14 protein-coding genes are annotated in these 19,244 nt (G+C 63.3%); 6 read left to right on the top strand and 8 right to left on the bottom strand.

Features of this window, described 5'->3' with window-relative positions; translation table 11 throughout:
• Positions 1-15 precede the first annotated feature (15 nt).
• The 5 genes from PVZ80_RS01590 to PVZ80_RS01570 all read right to left on the bottom strand — a co-directional run bounded on the left by PVZ80_RS01590 (position 16) and on the right by PVZ80_RS01570 (position 8,278).
• Positions 16-1,485: an efflux transporter outer membrane subunit gene (locus PVZ80_RS01590; protein WP_028682812.1), complete on the bottom strand. Its 1,470-nt coding sequence runs from the start codon at positions 1,483-1,485 to the stop codon at positions 16-18.
• Positions 1,486-1,959, bottom strand: a complete 474-nt coding sequence (locus PVZ80_RS01585; RefSeq protein WP_009049806.1) for a MarR family winged helix-turn-helix transcriptional regulator — start codon at positions 1,957-1,959, stop codon at positions 1,486-1,488.
• A gap of 206 nt (positions 1,960-2,165) precedes the next feature.
• On the bottom strand, positions 2,166-5,840 hold the full coding sequence (locus PVZ80_RS01580; RefSeq protein ID WP_273863351.1) for a translocation/assembly module TamB domain-containing protein: 3,675 nt from the start codon (positions 5,838-5,840) through the stop codon (positions 2,166-2,168).
• On the bottom strand, positions 5,837-7,564 hold the full coding sequence (locus PVZ80_RS01575) for an autotransporter assembly complex protein TamA (RefSeq protein WP_041986271.1): 1,728 nt from the start codon (positions 7,562-7,564) through the stop codon (positions 5,837-5,839). The genes PVZ80_RS01580 and PVZ80_RS01575 overlap by 4 nt, the downstream gene beginning before the upstream one ends.
• A gap of 63 nt (positions 7,565-7,627) precedes the next feature.
• Positions 7,628-8,278: a GNAT family N-acetyltransferase gene (locus PVZ80_RS01570; RefSeq protein ID WP_009049809.1), complete on the bottom strand. Its 651-nt coding sequence runs from the start codon at positions 8,276-8,278 to the stop codon at positions 7,628-7,630.
• A gap of 223 nt (positions 8,279-8,501) precedes the next feature.
• Between PVZ80_RS01570 and xthA the strand changes: the two genes are divergently transcribed.
• Positions 8,502-9,314, top strand: a complete 813-nt coding sequence (gene xthA / locus PVZ80_RS01565; RefSeq protein WP_016701913.1) for an exodeoxyribonuclease III — start codon at positions 8,502-8,504, stop codon at positions 9,312-9,314.
• Positions 9,315-9,369: 55 nt separating this feature from the next.
• On the opposite strand, the gene PVZ80_RS01560 is transcribed toward xthA, so the two are convergent.
• On the bottom strand, positions 9,370-9,696 hold the full coding sequence (locus tag PVZ80_RS01560; protein ID WP_009049811.1) for a YegP family protein: 327 nt from the start codon (positions 9,694-9,696) through the stop codon (positions 9,370-9,372).
• A 250-nt stretch (positions 9,697-9,946) separates the two neighbouring features.
• On the opposite strand from PVZ80_RS01560, the gene PVZ80_RS01555 reads away from it, so the two are divergent.
• Positions 9,947-11,329, top strand: coding sequence for a phosphate ABC transporter substrate-binding/OmpA family protein (locus PVZ80_RS01555; RefSeq protein ID WP_273863350.1), 1,383 nt, complete (start codon positions 9,947-9,949; stop codon positions 11,327-11,329).
• A 93-nt stretch (positions 11,330-11,422) separates the two neighbouring features.
• Here the strand turns inward: PVZ80_RS01555 and PVZ80_RS01550 are convergent, their stop codons facing one another.
• Positions 11,423-12,652 (bottom strand): acyl-CoA dehydrogenase, encoded by a 1,230-nt coding sequence (locus PVZ80_RS01550; RefSeq protein WP_009049813.1) that lies wholly within the window; start codon positions 12,650-12,652, stop codon positions 11,423-11,425.
• 177 nt (positions 12,653-12,829) lie between these two features.
• Here PVZ80_RS01550 and PVZ80_RS01545 point away from each other — a divergent pair, with 177 nt between their 5' ends.
• The 3 genes from PVZ80_RS01545 to PVZ80_RS01535 all read left to right on the top strand — a co-directional run bounded on the left by PVZ80_RS01545 (position 12,830) and on the right by PVZ80_RS01535 (position 15,385).
• A complete protein-coding gene (locus PVZ80_RS01545) occupies positions 12,830-13,756 on the top strand; it encodes a LysR family transcriptional regulator (protein WP_009044615.1) in 927 nt (308 codons plus the stop codon).
• 168 nt (positions 13,757-13,924) lie between these two features.
• On the top strand, positions 13,925-14,329 hold the full coding sequence (locus PVZ80_RS01540) for a MerR family transcriptional regulator (protein ID WP_007929654.1): 405 nt from the start codon (positions 13,925-13,927) through the stop codon (positions 14,327-14,329).
• Between the two features lie 156 nt (positions 14,330-14,485).
• The gene (locus tag PVZ80_RS01535; protein WP_009049814.1) at positions 14,486-15,385 is read left to right on the top strand and encodes a hydroxymethylglutaryl-CoA lyase; all 900 of its coding nucleotides are present in this window, start codon (positions 14,486-14,488) and stop codon (positions 15,383-15,385) included.
• A gap of 654 nt (positions 15,386-16,039) precedes the next feature.
• Here the strand turns inward: PVZ80_RS01535 and PVZ80_RS01530 are convergent.
• Positions 16,040-17,740 (bottom strand): AMP-binding protein, encoded by a 1,701-nt coding sequence (locus tag PVZ80_RS01530; protein WP_273863347.1) that lies wholly within the window; start codon positions 17,738-17,740, stop codon positions 16,040-16,042.
• 253 nt (positions 17,741-17,993) lie between these two features.
• Between PVZ80_RS01530 and PVZ80_RS01525 the strand changes: the two genes are divergently transcribed.
• Positions 17,994-19,157: an isovaleryl-CoA dehydrogenase gene (locus tag PVZ80_RS01525; protein ID WP_009049816.1), complete on the top strand. Its 1,164-nt coding sequence runs from the start codon at positions 17,994-17,996 to the stop codon at positions 19,155-19,157.
• Positions 19,158-19,244 lie beyond the last annotated feature (87 nt).

Below are 19,244 nucleotides of genomic sequence, written 5' to 3'. Positions count from 1 at the left end.
GATGAGTACCTTGAATTATTGATTGCGCGAGGCTGGGGTCGGGGTGGCCGCGGCCAGATTGTCGGTCTGGAAACCACCGCCCAGGGCTTGCATCAGCTGGATCGACAGGTCGATCTGCTGGGCATTCAGGGTCGCCAGCTGACGCTGGGCCTGCAGCAATTGCTGCTCGATGCTGAGCACGTCCAGGTAATTGCCGATCCCCGAGCCGTAGCGCTGGACCACGGTGTCGTAGGAGTCCTGGGCGATGTCGGTGGCGTGTTGCTGGGCGGCGATTTGCCGACCGATGTCACGCAGCTGGGAGATGGTGTCGCTGACATCCCCCAGGGCAGTCACCAGGCTCTTGTTGTATTGCGCCACGGCCAGGTCGTAGTCGGCGTCCCGGGCATCCAGGTCGGCGCGCAGGCGGCCACCGTCGAAGATCGGCAGCGACACGGTCGGGGCGATGTTGAAGAAGCGGCTGGCCGATCCGAACATCGCATCCCCCAGCAACGCTTGAGTGCCGGCGGCAGCGCTCAGGTTGAGGTTGGGGTAGAAGTTGGTCTTGCCGGCGTCGATGCTCTTGCTCGCCGCCTCGACCCGCCAGCGCGCGGCCACCAGGTCCGGACGGCGGCCCAGCAGTTCCGCCGGCAGCACCGATGGCAACGCCACCGCGCTGGCCTGGAGGACTTTCGGCCGGGCGATGTCGTTGCCCCGGTCCGGGCCTTTGCCGAGCAATACCGCCAGGGCGATCTTGGCGCTCTGCAGGTTTTTCTCGGCGTCGATCAGGCTGGCTTCGGAGCTGGCCTCCAGGCTTTCGGTCTGCTGGTACTGATACTGGCTGTCGATGCCCGAGCTCAGGCGCTTCTGGCTCAGCTCGAGCATCTGCCGGGTGCGCTTGAGGTCTTCATCGGCCAGGTCATGGACGATATGCGCCTGGCCCAGGTCGCTGTAGGCACGGGCCACGTCGGCGGCCAGGGTCAGTTGCGCGGCCTGGCGATCGATCTCGGCGGCGCGCGCCTGGCCCAGGGCGGCTTCCCAGGTATCGCGCTGGCCGCCCCAGAGGTCGAAGGTGTAATTGAAGGTGCCCGTCAGGCTGCGCAGGGTGCTGTAGTTGTCGCCCTGCCCCCTCGGGTCCTGCGAGCGAGACAGGCGCGAGCGGCTGACACTGCCGCTGGCATCCAGGGTCGGCATGCGTGCCGCATCCGCGGCATAGGCCGCCGCGCTGGCCTGGTGCGCGCGGGCGCTGGCGATCTGCATGTCGGGGCTGTCGTGCAGGGCTTCGCGGATCAGGCCATCGAGCTGTGGATCGCCCAGGCTCTTCCACCAGTCGCTCTTCGGCCAGGCCGCCGGCGACAGGGTCACGCCACTCAGGGATTGTCCGGCCTTGAGGGATTTGGCATCGAGGCTCACCCCTTCGGTTGTCAGGCCGCTGTAGTTGGCACATCCGGCCAGGCTCATGGCCAGCAGTACCAGGCTGAAACGGGTACGCAAGGTTTTACTGCTCATTTACTTATCACCTACCCGCAACACGGTGATCGGGTCACCGGCCGCCAGCAAAATTTTCTTGAGGATCTGTTCCAGGGTTTTCAACTCTTCGGGGGTGATGGCGCCCGCCAGTTCGTTCATGGCGTTGGCGCCGATGTGCGGCAGGCAGTCGGCGAGCTTCTGGCCCTCCTCGGTGAGCACCAGGCGCACCTGGCGGCGGTCGTGCTCCGAACGTTGGCGGGCGAGGAAGTCCTTCTGCTCCAGGCGATCGAGCATGCGGGTCATGGAACCGCTGTCGAGGGACAGGTAGCGGCACAGCTCGGCCGGGGTGTCGACGCCGAACTGGGCCATGATGATCAGCACCTTGAACTGCGCGGCGGTGATGCCGTGGGGTTCCATGTGGGTGTCGATGATCCGGTCCTTGAGCAGGGCCGCGCGGCCCAGCAAGAGCCCAAGGTGGCAATTGTGGAAATCGTCTGGGGTGAAGTGCTTCATCTGACCACCTGTTAGCTGCCTAGGCAGCGAAAGTATGTCGAGATATTACTGCCTAGGCAGCCAATATCCAAACAATAATTAGCATGCTCACTATCAAGCTAATTAATGGGAAAGCCTTGACGTCGAAAATCGGGGGGAGGAATACCGGTTGGAGGGGTGGCGAAAGCCCGTCCCCTCGCCAAAGGGGACGGGCTTGCCGACCGCTATCAGAAGTCGCGCTTGTAGAAGATGTCCAGCGAGCTGGCGACGCCGCTGGCCGCTTCCAGGTAGACCTTTTTGCTCAGTTTGTAGCGCAGGGCGATGGTGTTGGCCGGTTCGAAGACCCCCACCCCGTACCGCAGGCTGAGGCGCTCGGAGATATTGCCGCTGGCCACCACGCTGGTGGTGTTACCGCTGCCCTGGGTGTCGAGCTGGAAGTCTTCGATCCCCAGGTTCTTGGCCAGCCCGCCGGTGATGTTCGAGCTGCCCATCAGGCCAAGGCCCAGGGCGGCTTGCGCCAGCATGTTGTTGTCCTCGCCGGTGGTGCTCAAGGGACGCCCGAGCACCAGGTAGGACAGCGCCTGTTCCTGGCTCATCGCCGGCTCCGAGAAGATCTGCGTGGTCGGCTGTTCGGCGCTGCCACTGAGGCGGATCCCGGCGATCACGTCATCGGTCTGGCGGATCGCCTCGATGTCCAGGTACGGCTGGTCGATCGGCCCGGCGAACAGCAGGCGCGCCCGGCGCACGGTCAGGCGCTGGCCGTAGGCGCGGTAGCGGCCGTCGTTGAGCCACAGCTCGCCACGGGTGTCCATGTTGTCACCGATGTGCACGTGGCCTTGCAGGTTGGCGGTCAGGCCGAAACCGGTGAAGCTGAGCTTGTCCTCGCCGACCACCACGTCGATGTCCATCGCCATGGCCATCGGCGCTTTGCCCTCCTCGGTCTGGTGGCCGATGATCACCGTGTCGTCCGACACCTTGACCGTCGATGGCGGCAATTCGCGAACGGTGATTTCGCCCTTGGGCACGTGGACCTTGCCGGCGATCGCCAGCTTGTCGTCCTTCATCGAGATCTTCAGGTCCGGCGCCACGTCCAGCACCGCATAGGGCTCGACGGTGACCGGCAGCTGCGAGCCTTTCAGGCTCAGGTCCACCACCAGCGCCTGGCCCCAGGCGATATTGCCGTTCAGGCTGCCCTGCCCGGCCTTGCCGCTCTTCCAGCCACCGCTCAACTGCACATTTTCACCGGCGATCAGCGCCTGCAATTGCAGGTCCTGGAGGCTGATGGGCAATTCGGGACCGGAGACTTCGCCACCGCTGAGCGCCAGGCTGCCGTTGACCTGCGGCGCCAGCAGTCCACCGGAGATGCGCCCGCTGCCATTGAGGGTGCCGGCAAGCTTCTCGACCATCGGCACGAACGGCCGCGCCACCGCCAGGTCCAGGCCGCTGAGGCGGAACTCGCCGGACAGCGGCTTGTTTTTCGGCAACGGATTGATCTGCGCCTGCAGCATCAGCTCACCGAGCTTGCCGCCACTGAACGCCAGCTGCGTGTCGATACGCTTGGGGTTGAGGGTGGTGTCGAGTTTCAGCGTCTGGTACGGGAAGTCCAGCCACTGCTGCTTTTCCTTGACCCGCAAGGTGCCGCCGCTGGCGTCCAGCAGGATCCGCCCCTGCGGGCCGCCGGCCGGTACGTCCAGCTGGATATCGGCATTGAGCCGGCCCTTCCAGGCGAAGTCCTTGGGCAGCCACTGCGCAAGGCTGTCGATCGGGAACTGCTTGAGGTGGTAGCGCAACTTGGGCTCGGGCATCAGCCGCTGATCCTCGCCACACAGGCTGGCATCGCCGCTGGCCCAGCAATGGGCGCCGAAATTGAGCTTGCCGTCGGCCAGGTATTCGAGCTTCGCCGGGGCTTGCAGCCTCCAGTCCTGGCCACCGGTCTGGATATCGCCGCTGGCCAGGCGTCCGCGCCAGTTGCCCTGGTCCAGCTTGCCGTCCAGGCCCAGCGCCAGCTTGAGCTGCGGGCCTTGCAGGTCCAGTTGCAACTTCTGGCTCTTGATATCGCCCTGGCCGCTGGCCGTCAGCGTCCCCAGCGAGGTTTCGCCGACCTGGATGCCGGCCCCCCTGAGGTCGATCCGCGCCCGTTGCGCGCTGTCCAGGTTGGCATCGAGCTTGAGGCTCTGCAGGCGATTGTCGGCGAACACCAGTTGCTGGCCTTGCAGGTCGAGCTTGCCCTGCGGCGCCTTCAGGGTGCCGGCCACATCGAGGCGGCCGTTGAGCTGGCCACGCAGCTCGGGCCACAGCTGGCCGAGACGTGGCAGCTTGATATCGAGCTGCCCGGCCAGGCGTTGTTGCAGGCGGCCGGAACCGTTGATGCGGTTGTCGCCCAGGCGGATGTCCAGGGCGCTCAGGTTCCACTGCTCGCCAGCGCCATCGGCCTTGGCCTGCAGCACCACGGGCTGGCCGCGCAACTTGCCCTTGAGGTCGAGGTCGGCGTTGAGCTTGAGTTGCTCGTTCTTCATTTCGCCCTGGCTGCGCAGCGGTCCAGCTAACGTACCCGGCAGCTCGGCGACCCAGTACGCCGGGTTGATCGCCGACAGATCCAGCGCGGTATCCCAGGCGATGCCGTCGGCGAATTGCAGGTTCAGGTGGCCTTCGGCCTTGCCCTGGCCGGCCGCCAGCTTGAACTGGGGCAGGAAGATTTTCGTCAGGTCGCCGCTGAACGGGCTGCTGAGGCTGAACGCCCCCGCCGGGCCATCGAGGTCGCCCTTGAAGTTGCCCAGGTAGTTGCCATCGCGGTAGGCGACTTCAGCATTGAAACGGCGCACCGCCACCGCGGGTTCTTCGATCAGCGGGTACAGGCGATGCCAGGGGAAATCCAGCCAGTCGAGCTTGGCTTCGGCGTTCAGGCCCTGGCTCCAATCCAGCTGGCCGGTCAGCTTGAGGTTTTGCTTGTCGTTGGCGGTCAGGTCCAGCGCGGCGATCTGCGCGCCCTTGGCGTCGACCTTGCCTTGCAGCGCCAGTGCCACCGGCCCCTGCTCGGCCGGCAAGGTGGCCTTGCCCAGCAGTTGGTAACCCGCCTTGAGATCACCTTTGCCGGTCAGTTCCAGCTGATTGAGCATCAGGGTATCGGGCAGATCGGCGCTGGCCTTGAAGCCATCGGCGGTGATCCGCACCTCGGCCGGCAGGTTCTCCGCCAGCGGTTGCAGCTCACCGCTCAACCGTCCTTGCAGATAACCGCTGCTGTCGGCCGCAAGCTTGAGGGTCTTCAACAGGTCGCCGTCGACCTTCAGCGCCAGCGCCCAGGATTCGCTGCCGGGCGCCGGCAGGGTCAGGGTACCGGTGGCGCTCAATGGCCAGTCGCCGCTGGGCGACAACAAGCCCGAAAGTTTGAGGCTGAGGTCGTCGCGTTGCAGGCTCACCGAGTCGATCTGCAAGCCCTTGGCCGTCCACTGCGCCGCCAGTTGCAGGCCCTTGAGCTCCTCGGCGCCATTGAACTGCAGGCTGCCGACCCGCACCTGACCCAGCTCGATAGCCAGGGGCAGTTGCAGATCCGGCAGGCTGATCGGGCCGCTGCTTTCTTCTTCCGCACCCGGCGGGAATTGCAGGCTGACCTGCTCCACGTCCAGTTGCTCGATGCACAGGGTCATGCGCATCAGGCACGCCGGCGACCAGGCGAATTTCGGCGCCTGGAGTTCGACCCGGCTGCTGTCTTGCTGCCACAACAGGTGATCGGCGCTCCACTGCCCGCCCAGGCGGCCGGCGAAGTTCTCCACCGTCAAGCCCGGCACCAGGCCCAGGGCCCAGCGACTGCCGGCCTGGGTGCCGAGTATCGAAGCCAGCGCCAGTATCAGCACCGCCACCAGTACAAGCAGCGCCAGCGCCGCGATCTTCAAACCACGCTTCACAGCTCTGGCCCCATGGAAAAGTGCAAGCGAATGCCGCCGTCGTCGTCCAGCGCACGGGCCAGGTCGAGACGGATCGGCCCCACCGGGGAGATCCAGCGCACACCGACGCCGACCCCGGTCTTGAGGTTCGGCAGTTCAAGTTTGTCGAAGGAGTTGCCCTGGTCGACAAAGGTCGCCAGGCGCCATTTTTCCGCGATGGAGTACTGGTACTCGACGCTGCCGGCCACCATGTAGCGCCCGCCGATCCGGTCGCCGTCGGAGTTCTCCGGCGACAGGCTCTGGTAATCGTAACCACGCACGCTCTGATCGCCACCGGCGAAAAAGCGCAGCGATGGCGGGACCTTCTTGTAACCGTTGGTGGCGCTGCCACCGAACTGCACCCGGCCAAGAAACCGGTGGTTGTCCCACACCGTGGTCAGGCCCTTGAGCAGCACGGTGCCATACAGCAGGTTGGTGTCCGAGCCCAGCCCTTCCTTGGCCACCTTGCTGTCGAATTGCAGGCGATAGCCATTGTGCGGGTCGATGCGGTTATCGCTGCGCAGGTAGGAATAACTGATGCCGGGCATCAACAGGGTACTCAGGCCCGAGTCGTCGCCAAGGCGGTATTCCTCGCGCTGCCACTTCAGCGAGATGACCCGCTGCCAGCCGCTGGGCAACTTGCTGTGCCACTCGGGACCGAGGGTGAGCAGTTTACTCAGGGTGTCGGTATTGGAGATTTCTTCGTTCTGGTAGCCGCCGGCAAAACGCAGCTTGTCGGTCAGCGGCGGGTCCAGCGGTATGTCGTAGAACAGGCCGACGTTCTGCCGCGGCGCGGAGATTTCCGCCTCCCAGCCATAGCTGTGGCCTTGGGCATTGACCCAGTGCCGGGTCCAGTTGGCCTTGGCCCGCGGCCCGACGTCGGTGGAAAACCCCAGGCCCAGGCCCATGGTGCGCGGCTTGCGGGTTTCCAGCTGGACCGCCACCGGAATCACCTCGGCGGCGGCCGCGGTCGGCGCCGCGTCGACCCGCACGCCTTCGAAGTAGCCGCTCGATTGCAGCGCCTGGTTGAGTTCGGCGATCAGTTCGGAATCGTAGGGCGTGCCGGCCTTGAACGGCACCATGCGTTGCAGCAGGTCTTCGTCGAACGGCGTATCGCCGGCAAAACTGACCTTGCCCAGGGCGTAGCGCGGACCGCTTTCGTACACCAGTTCGATGTCCGCCACCCCAGCCTGGGGGTCCACGGCCAGCTTCTGCCGGGTGAAACGCCCGCTGAAAAAGCCGTAGCGCGACGCCTGGTTCTGGATCAGCCGCTTGGCGTCTTCGTAATGACCGTGATTGAGGACCGCGCCGCTTTTCAGCTGATCACTTTTGGGCACACGAAAGCCCTTGAGGGAGGCCGCTGGGCCGTCGACCCGGATGGTGACGTTGCGCAGGTGCACCGGCTCGCCAGGATCGATATTCAGCACCAAACGCGGCTTTTCGCCGCCTTTGACTTCGCTGCTGATCTGCGGCTGGTAGTAGCCCAGGGCCTGGGCGGCCTTGCGGGCCTGCTCCTCGGCGCCACGACTGAAGCGCAGCAGCGCCTCCTCGTCGCGATCGCCCACCCCGCCAATGTAGCCTTCCACATTGACCTTGAGTTCATCGTTGGAGGGTTTGACCCTGACGTCCAATTCGCTTTGCGCCAGTGCCGCACAGCTTGTGAACAGCAGCAACAAGCCGCTGGTGAATCTTCCTGAAAACTTCATAGGCGCGAATGCTATCACGAGCTGGGAGCCCGATAGAGCGCACAAATGTGAGGAAAGTTCTGTTCAGCCGGTCGCGCTTTGCAGAACCTGCGGGTTGGCGTGAAAGAAAACGTGCTCACGGATCGGACCGACAGCGATCTCGCCAATCTCTTCGTAACCCTGGCGCTCATAGAACGCCAGGTAACGCGGGTTGCCGGTGTCCAGCACCACGCCCTGGGAATGCTCGTCCACCGCGCACCAGTTGTGCACCGCCTGCAGCAACTGCTCACCGAAATGCCTGCCCTGGAACTGCGGGTGCACGCCCAGCAATGGCAGGACGTGCACCGAGTCGGTGGGCAGGCAACCCAGCACTGCCGCGTGATAGTCCAGGTAACGCCGGGTGCAACGGAAACCGGTACTGAGCACCATGCGCAAGCGCCAGGCCCAGCTCTCGGTAATGCCCAGGCGACGCTGGGGTGGCGCGATCAGGGCGATGCCGATCAGCCGGTCGTTGACCAGCAGGCCAATGGCCGGCAGGTCCTGAATGAAGTGCTGCTTGACCAGCTCCCGCACCGTGGCCCGCACCCGCTGCTCGTAACCCGGGCGTTCGGACTCGAACAGATAGGCGAAGGTCGGCTCGTGGCGATAAGCCTGGTACAGCAGGGAACGGGCTTCGCGCGCGTAGCCGCTGTCGAGCATATGAATGTCGGCGATGGCAGTCGAGGTTTCAGGCATGGCGATGGGTCTCCCCCCTGGGGCCGGCTTGAAGTGGCCGCGCTGAATGGCGGCGAACATGTGCCAGTTCTTGATGTGCTTCATAGCTACGAGCCTTCCAGGCCCGCGATCGTTCCACTACGCTGCGCTGCTCATGGACCTTAGCAGCGCAGCCGCCACGCCGCCACGCTGGCCGCCGCGCGACTTGTCGGCTAGCATCGCAGTTTTGCCAGGACTGCCGACCATGAAGATCGTCTCGTTCAACATCAACGGGCTGCGCGCCCGCCCCCATCAGTTGGCGGCGCTGATCGAAAAGCATCAACCGGACATCATCGGCCTGCAGGAAACCAAGGTATCGGACGACCAGTTCCCCCTGGCCGAAGTCCAGGCGCTGGGCTATCACGTGAATTTCCACGGGCAGAAAGGCCACTACGGCGTCGCCCTGCTTTCGCGCCAGGCGCCACTGGACCTGTACAAAGGCTTCGACGGTGACGATGAAGACGCCCAGCGGCGTTTTATCTGGGGCACCTTCGTCGACGCCAACGGCACCCAGGTAACCATCATGAACGGCTACTTCCCCCAGGGCGAAAGCCGCGACCACCCCACCAAGTTCCCGGCCAAGCAGCGTTTCTACAGCGACCTGCAGCACCTGCTGGAAACCCGTTTCAGCAACGAGCAGCCGCTGGTGGTCATGGGTGATGTGAACATTTCCCCGGAAGACTGCGACATCGGCATCGGCCCGGACAACATGAAACGCTGGCTGAAAACCGGCAAGTGCAGCTTCCTGCCGGAAGAGCGCGAGTGGATGGACCGCCTGAAGAACTGGGGCCTGGTCGACAGTTTCCGTCACCTCAATCCCGAGGTGGTCGATCGCTTCAGCTGGTTCGACTACCGCAGCCGCGGTTTCGAGGACGAGCCCAAGCGCGGCCTGCGCATCGACCTGATCATGGCCTCCCGCGGCCTGCTGCCACGGATCAAGGATGCCGGGGTCGACTACGACCTGCGCGGCATGGAAAAGCCTTCCGACCACGCACCGATCTGGCTCGAACTGAGCTGATCGCCAGGCACAAAAAAGCCCATCCTGCGATGGGCTTTTTTATGGCTTCAGCGTCTCAACACAACTCGACCCGGGTGCTGGTGCCGGCCTGCATGATGGCCTCGATGGCGGACTCACGGGTCGGCTCCGAGTCATACAGGTGGCTGACCAGGATCACCTCCTTGCCGGCCTTGAGATTGAAGTAGGATTTGCCACCAGGGGCGATCTTCTTTTCGTAACTACCCGGGGACGTGCAGTGCTTGCGCAACAGCGCGATGGCTGCCTCGACACTCTCACGACAAGGGTAACGGTCGCTTTGAAGCATGGTCTGCGCGTCCTTGGACTTCAGCAAGAACCTGAAACCTCCGCTGCCATATTGCTTCAGCTCGAACCAGCCACTCATTTCATACTCCTTTGACACAAGCAAATTGCAGCCAGGGCTGCATCGACGCCTGGTGAAGACGAGAATCGGCTTGCGCCAATTCCCCTCCAGACAAAGTTTTCAACTGTACTGAGCCAGCCGTGCCGGGTCTTTAAGAGCATTCCGAAAAGCCACGAGAAGACTCTGATTACCCGCATCAACCGTCATATCTCCGTCACCTCCCTGACTTAATCTCGCCGCACTCGCTCCCGCCATAGAAGGCCATTGCCGCATGTCACGCGTTTGTACCGTCAGTGAACGGGACCTCTGGTGCCGAACCCTCTGCCTGCTGCTGGTCGGCTTCGTTTGCTACGCCCTGCCCTGGTCGGTGTTCGCCGCCCTGCCCCTGGCCGGCGGCGACCAGCCGGTGCTGCGCATCCAGGGTTCCAACACCATCGGCGCCGCGTTGGGCCCGGCCCTGGTCAAGGGCCTGATGCAAGAACAAGGTTTGCTCGACATACGGATCGAGGCCTCAGGCAAAGACAACGAGCGTCGGGTGACCGGCCAGGATGCCCAGGGCCGGCGCGTTTTCGTCGAGATCGCCGCCCATGGCTCCAGTACCGGCTTTGCCGCGTTGAAGAACGCCAGCGCCGACCTCGCCGCCGCGTCACGGCCGATCAAGGACAGCGAACTGGTGGAACTGGAAGCCCTCGGCGACCTGAAAGATCCCGAGGCCGAACAGGTGATCGCCATCGACGGCCTGGCGATCATCCTCCACCCGCAAAACCCGCTGACGCGGCTGGACACCGAACAACTGGCGCGGGTCTTCAGCGGCGAGGTGAAAACCTGGGAAGAACTGGGTGGCATCGGCGGTGCCATTCACCTGTACGCCCGCGATGACCGGTCCGGCACCTACGACACCTTCAAGGAGTTGGTGCTGGCCCAACGCGGCAAGAACCTCAGCGCCACGGCGCAACGCTTCGAGTCCAGCGAGCAGCTCTCCGACGCGGTCAGCCACGATCCCCAGGGCATCGGTTTTATCGGCCTGCCTTATGTGCGCCAGGCCAAGGCCGTGGCGATCGTCGACGGCGGCTCGCAACCGATGTTGCCCCTCGACAGCCTGATCGCTACCGAGGACTACCCGCTGTCACGGCGCCTGTACTTCTACCTGCCACCCGATGAGCAAAACCCCTGGGCCCGCGCCCTGGTGCGTTTCGCCCAGAGCCCCAGGGGCCAGGCGATAGTCGCGGCCAACGGTTTTATTGCGCAGACGGTGCTGGCCATGAGCGTCACCCCCGCCCCGCAGATGCCCGAGGGGTACCAGGCCATCGCCCGGCAGGCGCAGCGCCTGACCGTGAACTTTCGCTTCGAGGAAGGCAGCGCCACCCTCGACAACAAGGCGCACCAGGATCTGACACGGGTCCTGGATTTTCTCAAGCGCCACGACAAACTAGCCAAGCGCGTGACCCTGGTCGGCTTCGGCGACGCCAAGAACGATCCGGCACGCGCGGCGCTGCTGTCCAAGCTGAGGGCGATGACCGTGCGCCGGGAACTGGTGAGAAACGGTGTGGTGCTGCGCGAGATCCGCGGTTTTGGCGCGCAGATGCCGGTCGCGGCCAATACCGCGGACGAGGGACGGATCAAGAATCGGCGGGTGGAGGTCTGGGTGTATTGAGGGAGGGAAAATCGGCGGCGTAATCGAGGACGTTATCGCGGGCAAGCCTCGCTCCTACGGAAGATTCTGTAGGAGCGGAGCCCACGATCGTTTTTAATGCCCGCTGCGCAGCATTTCCTTGGGCACGTACTTGCCGATTTCGAACTTGCCGATAGCCGCGCGGTGCACTTCGTCCGGGCCGTCGGCCAGGCGCAGGGTGCGTTGCATGGCGTACATGTAGGCCAGCGGGAAATCGTTGGAGACCCCGGCCCCGCCATGAATCTGGATGGCCCGGTCGATCACCTTCAAGGCCACGTTCGGCGCCACCACCTTGATCTGGGCGATTTCGCTTTTCGCCACTTTGTTACCGACGGTGTCCATCATGTACGCCGCCTTCAGGGTCAGCAGGCGCGCCATGTCGATCTCCATCCGCGAATCGGCGATCTTGTCGACGTTACCGCCCAGGCGCGCCAGCGGCTTGCCGAACGCGGTACGGCTCACCGCACGCTTGCACATCAACTCCAGTGCGCGCTCGGCCATGCCGATCGAGCGCATGCAGTGGTGAATCCGGCCCGGGCCAAGGCGACCCTGGGCGATCTCGAAGCCACGACCCTCGCCCAGCAGCACGTTCTCGTACGGCACCCGTACGTTGTCGAACAGCACTTCGGCATGGCCGTGGGGGGCGTCGTCGTAACCGAACACCGGCAGCGGCCGGACAATCTTCACCCCGGGGGTGTCGACCGGCACCAGGATCATCGAGTGCTGCTGGTGGCGCGGTGCGTCCGGGTTGCTCAGGCCCATGAAGATCAGGATCTTGCAGCGCGGGTCGCAGGCCCCCGAGGTCCACCACTTCTTGCCGTTGATCACCCATTCGTCGCCATCACGCACGGCGCGGGCGGCCATGTTGGTGGCGTCGGACGATGCCACGTCCGGCTCGGTCATGGCGAAGGCGGAGCGGATCTCGCCGCGCAGCAGCGGCTCCAGCCAGCGTTGCTTCTGCTCTTCATTGGCGTAACGCACCAGCACTTCCATGTTGCCGGTGTCCGGTGCCGAGCAGTTGAAGGGTTCCGGCCCCAGCAGGGAACGGCCCATGATTTCCGCCAGCGGCGCGTATTCGAGGTTGGTCAGGCCGGCGCCGAGTTCCGACTCGGGCAAGAACAGGTTCCACAGGCCCTCGGCCTTGGCCTTGAGTTTGAGCTCTTCCATGATCGCCGTCGGCTGCCAGCGATCGCCTTCGGCGACCTGGCGCTCGAACACGGCTTCAGCCGGATAGACATAAGTGTCCATGAACGCGGTCACGCGCTCACGCAGTTCCTGAACCTTGGGTGAATAGGCGAAATCCATGGGCAGCTACCTTCTTGGCAAGGTGGTTGAGGGCATGGAACCGATGCTAGAACAGCTTACGAAAATTTACCTAGCCTATTCTCGGCGTGTATTAACATTCATCACCGATATATGATTGACTGATCAGGCAGGCCATCAACCCATCCCTCCCGACCCTAACAATAAGAGTGCAGCGCAATGAATCTGAGCAAGGTCGACCTCAACCTTTTCATCGTCTTCGACGCGATCTACACCGAAGCCAACCTGACCCGCGCCGGGCAGATCGTCGGCATCACTCAGCCCGCTGTCTCCAACGCCCTGGCCCGCCTGCGCGAGACCTTCAACGACCCGCTGTTCGTACGAACCGCCCAGGGCATGGTGCCCACGCCCATGGCGCAGAACATCATCGGCCCGGTGCGCAACGCCCTGTCGCTGCTGCGGGTGTCGGTGCAGGAAAGCCGCATCTTCAATCCCTTGCAGGCGGTCAAGACCTACCGCATCAGCATGACCGACCTGACCGAGGCGGTGATCCTGCCGCCGCTGTTCCAGCGCCTGCGGCGCCTGGCCCCGACGGTGATCATCGAGAGCTTCCTGTCCAAGCGCCGGGAAACCACCAAGGAACTGGCCGCCGGCCGCCTGGATTTCGCCGTCGATGCCCCGCTCAACACCGACCCGCAGGTCCGCCACGTCAAGCTGATGGAAGACCGCTACGTCTGCGCCATGCGCAAGAGCCACCCGCTGGCGAACAAGGAAAAACTCAGCCTCGACGACTACCTGTCGCTGACCCATATCCACATTTCCAGTCGCCGCAGCGGCCTGGGTTATGTCGACCTGGCGTTGGGCAAGATGGGCATCCAGCGCAAGATCGCCCTGCGCTCCCAGCATTACCTGATGGCCTCGCAAGTGCTGCAACAGACCGACATGGTCATGACCGTGCCCGAGCGCTTCGCCCGGCGCCATGACCTGCAGGCGTTCAACCTGCCGGTCAACGACGTGCCGCCGCTGGAAACCCACCTCTACTGGCACGAAAGCACCGACCAGGACCCGGCCAACCGCTGGATGCGCGAACAGATGATCGAGTTGTGCCAGCAGGTGACGGCCCACGAGAAAAAACTCGAAAAGTAATCTGTAGGAGCGAGGCTTGCCCGCGATAAGGGAGAACGTGGCGGTTCAGGGAAACCTCAGCGTATCCATCGCGGGCAAGCCTCGTGCCTGCGGATAGGGTTGCATCTTGCTTGACGTATACGTCAACCTCGAATTAGCTTAACGCCAAGACCTTTTTCGAGTGCCCCCATGAGCAGCCAGACCTACAGCATTTCCGACCTCGCCCGCGAGCTCGACATCACCACCCGGGCCATCCGCTTTTATGAAGAACAAGGCCTGCTCGCCCCCGAACGCCGTGGCCAGGAACGCATCTACTCGCCACGGGACAAGGTCAGCCTGAAGTTGATCCTGCGCGGCAAGCGCATCGGCTTCTCCCTGGCCGAATGCCGCGAGCTGATCGAACTCTACGACCCCAGCAGCGGCAACCTGAAGCAGTTGCACAGCATGCTGGCGAAAATCGCCGAGCGCCGCGAGCAGCTGGAGCAGCAGTTGCTGGACATCGAACAGATGAAGCTGGAGCTGGACACCGCGGAAGAGCGCTGCACCCAGGCGCTGGAGCAGACCATTCAGAATCAGAAAAGCGCCGTGCAGTAACCGCCCCGATTACGGTCGCCCGCAAAGCGGCCGCACCAGTAACACAGATAATCTGCCAGACAGACCGTAGCGCCTGGTTTTGCGTCGACTTCGTCGACGATCGCAGCCTGCGGCAGCGGCTACATCAGCGGCCCTACATATAAAAGGTAAAGCCCCATGTCCCTCCCCACCCATGTGCGCCTGGTCGAAGTCGGTCCTCGCGACGGTTTACAGAACGAAGCCCAGCCCATCAGCGTCGCCGACAAGGTGCAACTGGTGGACGCCCTGAGCGCGGCCGGGCTCGGCTATATAGAAGTCGGCAGTTTCGTCTCGCCCAAATGGGTGCCGCAGATGGCCGGGTCCGCCGAGGTGTTCGCGCAAATCCAGCGCAAGCCGGGAGTGACCTACGGCGCCCTCGCCCCGAACCTGCGCGGCTTCGAAGATGCCGTGGCCGCCGGGGTCAAGGAGGTCGCGGTGTTCGCCGCCGCCTCCGAGTCCTTCTCCCAGCGCAACATCAATTGCTCCATCAGCGAGAGCCTGGAGCGCTTCGTGCCGATCATGGAGGCGGCGAAACAGCATGGCGTTACCGTGCGCGGTTACGTGTCCTGTGTGCTGGGCTGCCCTTACGAAGGCGAGGTGGCGCCGGAACAGGTCGCCGTGGTCGCCCGCGAGCTGTACAGCATGGGCTGCTACGAAGTGTCCCTGGGCGACACCATCGGCACCGGCACCGCCGGCGCTACCCGGCGGATGTTCGAGGTGGTGGCCGCCCATGTCCCGCGGGACAAGCTCGCCGGGCACTTCCACGACACCTACGGCCAGGCCCTGGCCAATATCTACGCCAGCCTGCTGGAAGGCATCGCGGTGTTCGACAGCTCCATCGCCGGGCTCGGCGGCTGCCCCTACGCCAAGGGCGCCAGCGGTAACGTCGCCAGCGAGGACGTGCTGTACCTGCTCAATGGGCTGGGCATCAAAACTGGTATCGACATGGAGCGCCTGATCCTCGCCGGCCAGCAGATCTGCTCCGTGCTGGGGCGGCCCACCGGCTCGCGCGTCGCCAAGGCCCGTTACCCAGGTTGAGGGGGTTGCCTGTTTCAGGGTGTTACCGACTGCTCTGGCGCACGCTCGAAACGGGTAACACGGAAACAGTTTGTCGATTTTCTAGCGGTACAGATGAAATGCCATTTTTATCAAACCATTGATTTTAAAGGACTTTAAAAAGTTGGCATGGCTTCTGCTATATCTCTGGCATAACAAGAATAAAAAGCAGCAAAGCTAATAAAAATAAGACGAAACGACTCTGACATAACAAAAACAACACGGCAGAGACGCAGCTAACAGATTTTTTTGGAGAGGATGTGTTTTCCAGGGTGTCTTCAACAACAAGAGCCACCCGCAACCGGGCAGAGAACAATAAAACTACCCCAAGGTAGCTCCCGAACTGGTTGGTCGCTCAAGCGAGAAAATAGATCAGCGCTCAAAAAAATACGTTTGCTCTTGATCCCGGATGGGGATCGCCAAAAACAGCGGTAAAGGGTAACGGTTGCCAAAAACAACAACAGACCGCCCCTCAATAATAAAAAAAGAGCACGCAACGACAAAATTAAAGGGGAGCTTCGGCTCCCCTTTGTGCTTTCTGCCATTCCTGTTTTCTTCCCTGATTCGGCGGCGACCTTGGGGTCGCTATCGCGAGCAAGCTCGCTCCTACAAAGAGCGAGCTTGCTCGCGATGACATCAGGAATGCCCGCGCAACTCCTCGATGCTGATCTCGCGCATCCTGAACTTCTGGATCTTGCCGGTCACGGTCATCGGGAACTCCTCGACGAACTTGAAGTAACGCGGCGTCTTGAAGTGAGCGATACGCTCCTTGCACCAGGCCTGCAGCTCCTCCTCGCTGGCCGTGTGGCCGGGGTGGAACTTGATCCAGGCGACAATCTCTTCGCCGTATTTCGAGCACGGGATGCCGATCACTTGCACGTCGGCCACCGCCGGATGGGTGAAGAAAAACTCCTCCAGTTCGCGCGGATAAATGTTTTCGCCGCCGCGGATGATCATGTCCTTGTTGCGCCCGGCGATGCACACGTAACCCTGCTCGTTCATGGTCGCCAGGTCGCCAGTGTGCATCCAGCCGGCCTGGTCGATGGCTTCAGCCGTGCCCTGCGGGTTGTTCCAGTAGCCCAGCATCACGCTGTAACCGCGGGTGCACAGCTCGCCGATGGTGCCGCGCGGCACGATATTACCCGCCTCGTCGATGATTTTGCTTTCCAGCTGCGGCTGGGTGCGGCCGACCGTGGTCACGCGCAGTTCGAGGTCGTCCGCCGGGCCGGTCTGCAACGACACCGGGCTGGTTTCGGTCATGCCGTAGGCGATCTGCACTTCGCTCATGTGCATCTCGCTGATCACCCGGCGCATCACCTCGATCGGACAGGTGGCCCCGGCCATGATCCCGGTGCGCAGGCTCGACAGGTCGAACTCGGCCCGTTGTGGCTGGTCGAGCATGGCGATGAACATGGTCGGCACGCCATACAGCCCGGTGGCCTTTTCCTCGGCCACGGCGCTCAGGGTCAGCAGCGGATCGAAGGCATCGTTGGGGTAGATCATGGTGGTGCCGTGGGTCACGCAGCCCAGATTGCCCATGACCATGCCGAAGCAGTGGTACAGCGGCACCGGAATCACCAGGCGGTCCTCGTGGCCCAGGCCCAGGCTCTCGCCGACCATATAGCCGTTGTTGAGGATGTTGTAGTGGCTGAGGGTCGCGCCCTTGGGGAAACCGGTGGTGCCGGAGGTGTACTGGATATTCACCGCCTGGTCGGGGTCCAGGCTGTCCTGGAGTTCGCGCAGCGCTTCGACACTGACGCCGGCCCCCAGGTCGGCCAGCTGCGACCAGGGCAGAAAACCCGACGGCGGCTGCGCGTCGAGGCTGATCACGCCGCGCAAATCCGGCAGGCGTTCGCTCTGTAGCTGGCCGATGGACTGCTGCGCCAGCTCGGGTGCCAGGCCCTGCAACATGGCGTGGTAGTCGGAGGTCTTGAACGCACCGGCGCACACCAGCCACTGGCAACCGGACTGCTTGAGCACGTATTCCAGCTCGGAACTGCGGTAGGCCGGGTTGATGTTCACCAGGATCGCGCCGATCTTGGCGCTGGCGAACTGGCTGATGCACCACTGGGCACAATTAGGGGCCCAGATGCCCAGCCGGTCGCCGGTCTTGAGCCCCAGGGCCAGCAGCGCCCGGGCATGCAAATCGACGGTTTCGGCCAGCTGCTGCCAGCTGTAGCGCAGCTGCTGATGACGCACCACCAGGGCTTCGCCCCGAGGGTATGACGCCACCGTGCGATCGAACGCCTGACCGATGGTCAGCGCCAGCAAGGCTTTGTCCTGGGTGCCGCGAGTGTAGCTGCGCCCCGGCGCGGGTGCGGGTGCGGGTTGATCCATGATGACCCCCTATTGTCTTTATTGTAGGAGCGAGGCTTGCCCGCGATTGGAGCGCCGCGATGTCGCTATACGACCGCGTGATCCTTCATCGCCAGCAAGCTCGGCTCCTACAGATTCGCGCAAGTTGACGTTTACGTAAAGGGTGATTGACAGCCACCCGTCGCAGGCTTACGTTAACGTAAAGGTGAGAGCTGAATCAGCCGCTCTCCACAGCCCGACTCCCTTACATAAAAACAAGTTTGAAGGTGCCCCCATGAGCTATCCGACCCTGAACTTTGCCCTCGGCGAAACCATCGACATGCTCCGCGACCAGGTGCAGGCCTTCGTCAAGGCCGAGCTGGCGCCACGGGCGGCACAGATCGACATCGACAACCTGTTCCCCGCCGACATGTGGCGCAAGTTCGGCGACATGGGCCTCTTGGGCATCACCGTGCCGGAAGAATACGGCGGTGCCGGCCTGGGTTACCTGGCCCACGTGGTGGCCATGGAAGAAATCAGCCGCGGCTCGGCTTCGGTCGCCCTCTCCTACGGCGCCCATTCCAACCTCTGCGTCAACCAGATCAACCGCAACGGCAACCACGCACAGAAAAGCCAATACCTGCCCAAGCTGATCAGCGGCGAACACATCGGCGCCCTGGCCATGAGCGAACCCAATGCCGGCTCCGACGTGGTCTCGATGAAGCTGCGCGCCGACAAGCGCGGCGACCACTACGTGCTCAACGGCAGCAAGACCTGGATCACCAACGGTCCCGACGCCAACACCTACGTGATCTACGCCAAGACCGACCTGGAAAAGGGTCCGCACGGCATCACCGCGTTCATCGTCGAGCGCGACTGGAAAGGCTTCAGCCGCAGCAACAAGTTCGACAAGCTGGGCATGCGCGGCTCCAACACCTGCGAGCTGTTTTTCGATGACGTGCAAGTGCCGGAAGAAAACATCCTCGGCGTGCTCAATGGCGGCGTGAAGGTACTGATGAGCGGCCTGGACTACGAGCGCGTGGTGCTCTCCGGCGGCCCGACCGGGATCATGCAGGCCTGCATGGACCTGGTGGTGCCCTACATCCACGACCGCAAGCAGTTCGGCCAGAGCATCGGCGAGTTCCAGCTGATCCAGGGCAAGGTCGCCGACATGTACACCCAGCTCAACGCCAGCCGCGCCTACCTGTATGCCGTGGCCCAGGCCTGCGAACGTGGCGAGACCACGCGCAAGGACGCCGCCGGGGTGATCCTCTACAGCGCCGAACGCGCCACCCAGATGGCCCTGGACGCGATCCAGATCCTCGGCGGCAACGGCTACATCAACGAATTCCCCGCCGGCCGCCTGCTGCGCGACGCCAAGCTGTATGAAATCGGCGCTGGCACCAGCGAGATCCGCCGCATGCTGATCGGTCGCGAACTCTTTAACGAGACGAAGTAAGAGCAGCTGCAAGTTGCGAGCTACAAGCGGCAAGCCATAGCTGCCGTAACGCCGATTTACTCTTGCAGCTTGAAGCTTGTCGCTTCG

Source organism: Pseudomonas sp. B3G-3 (genome assembly GCF_028640915.1).
Taxonomy (GTDB): Bacteria; Pseudomonadota; Gammaproteobacteria; order Pseudomonadales; family Pseudomonadaceae; genus Aquipseudomonas; species Aquipseudomonas chlororaphis_I.
This window is presented reverse-complemented; position numbering and strand designations above follow the sequence as displayed.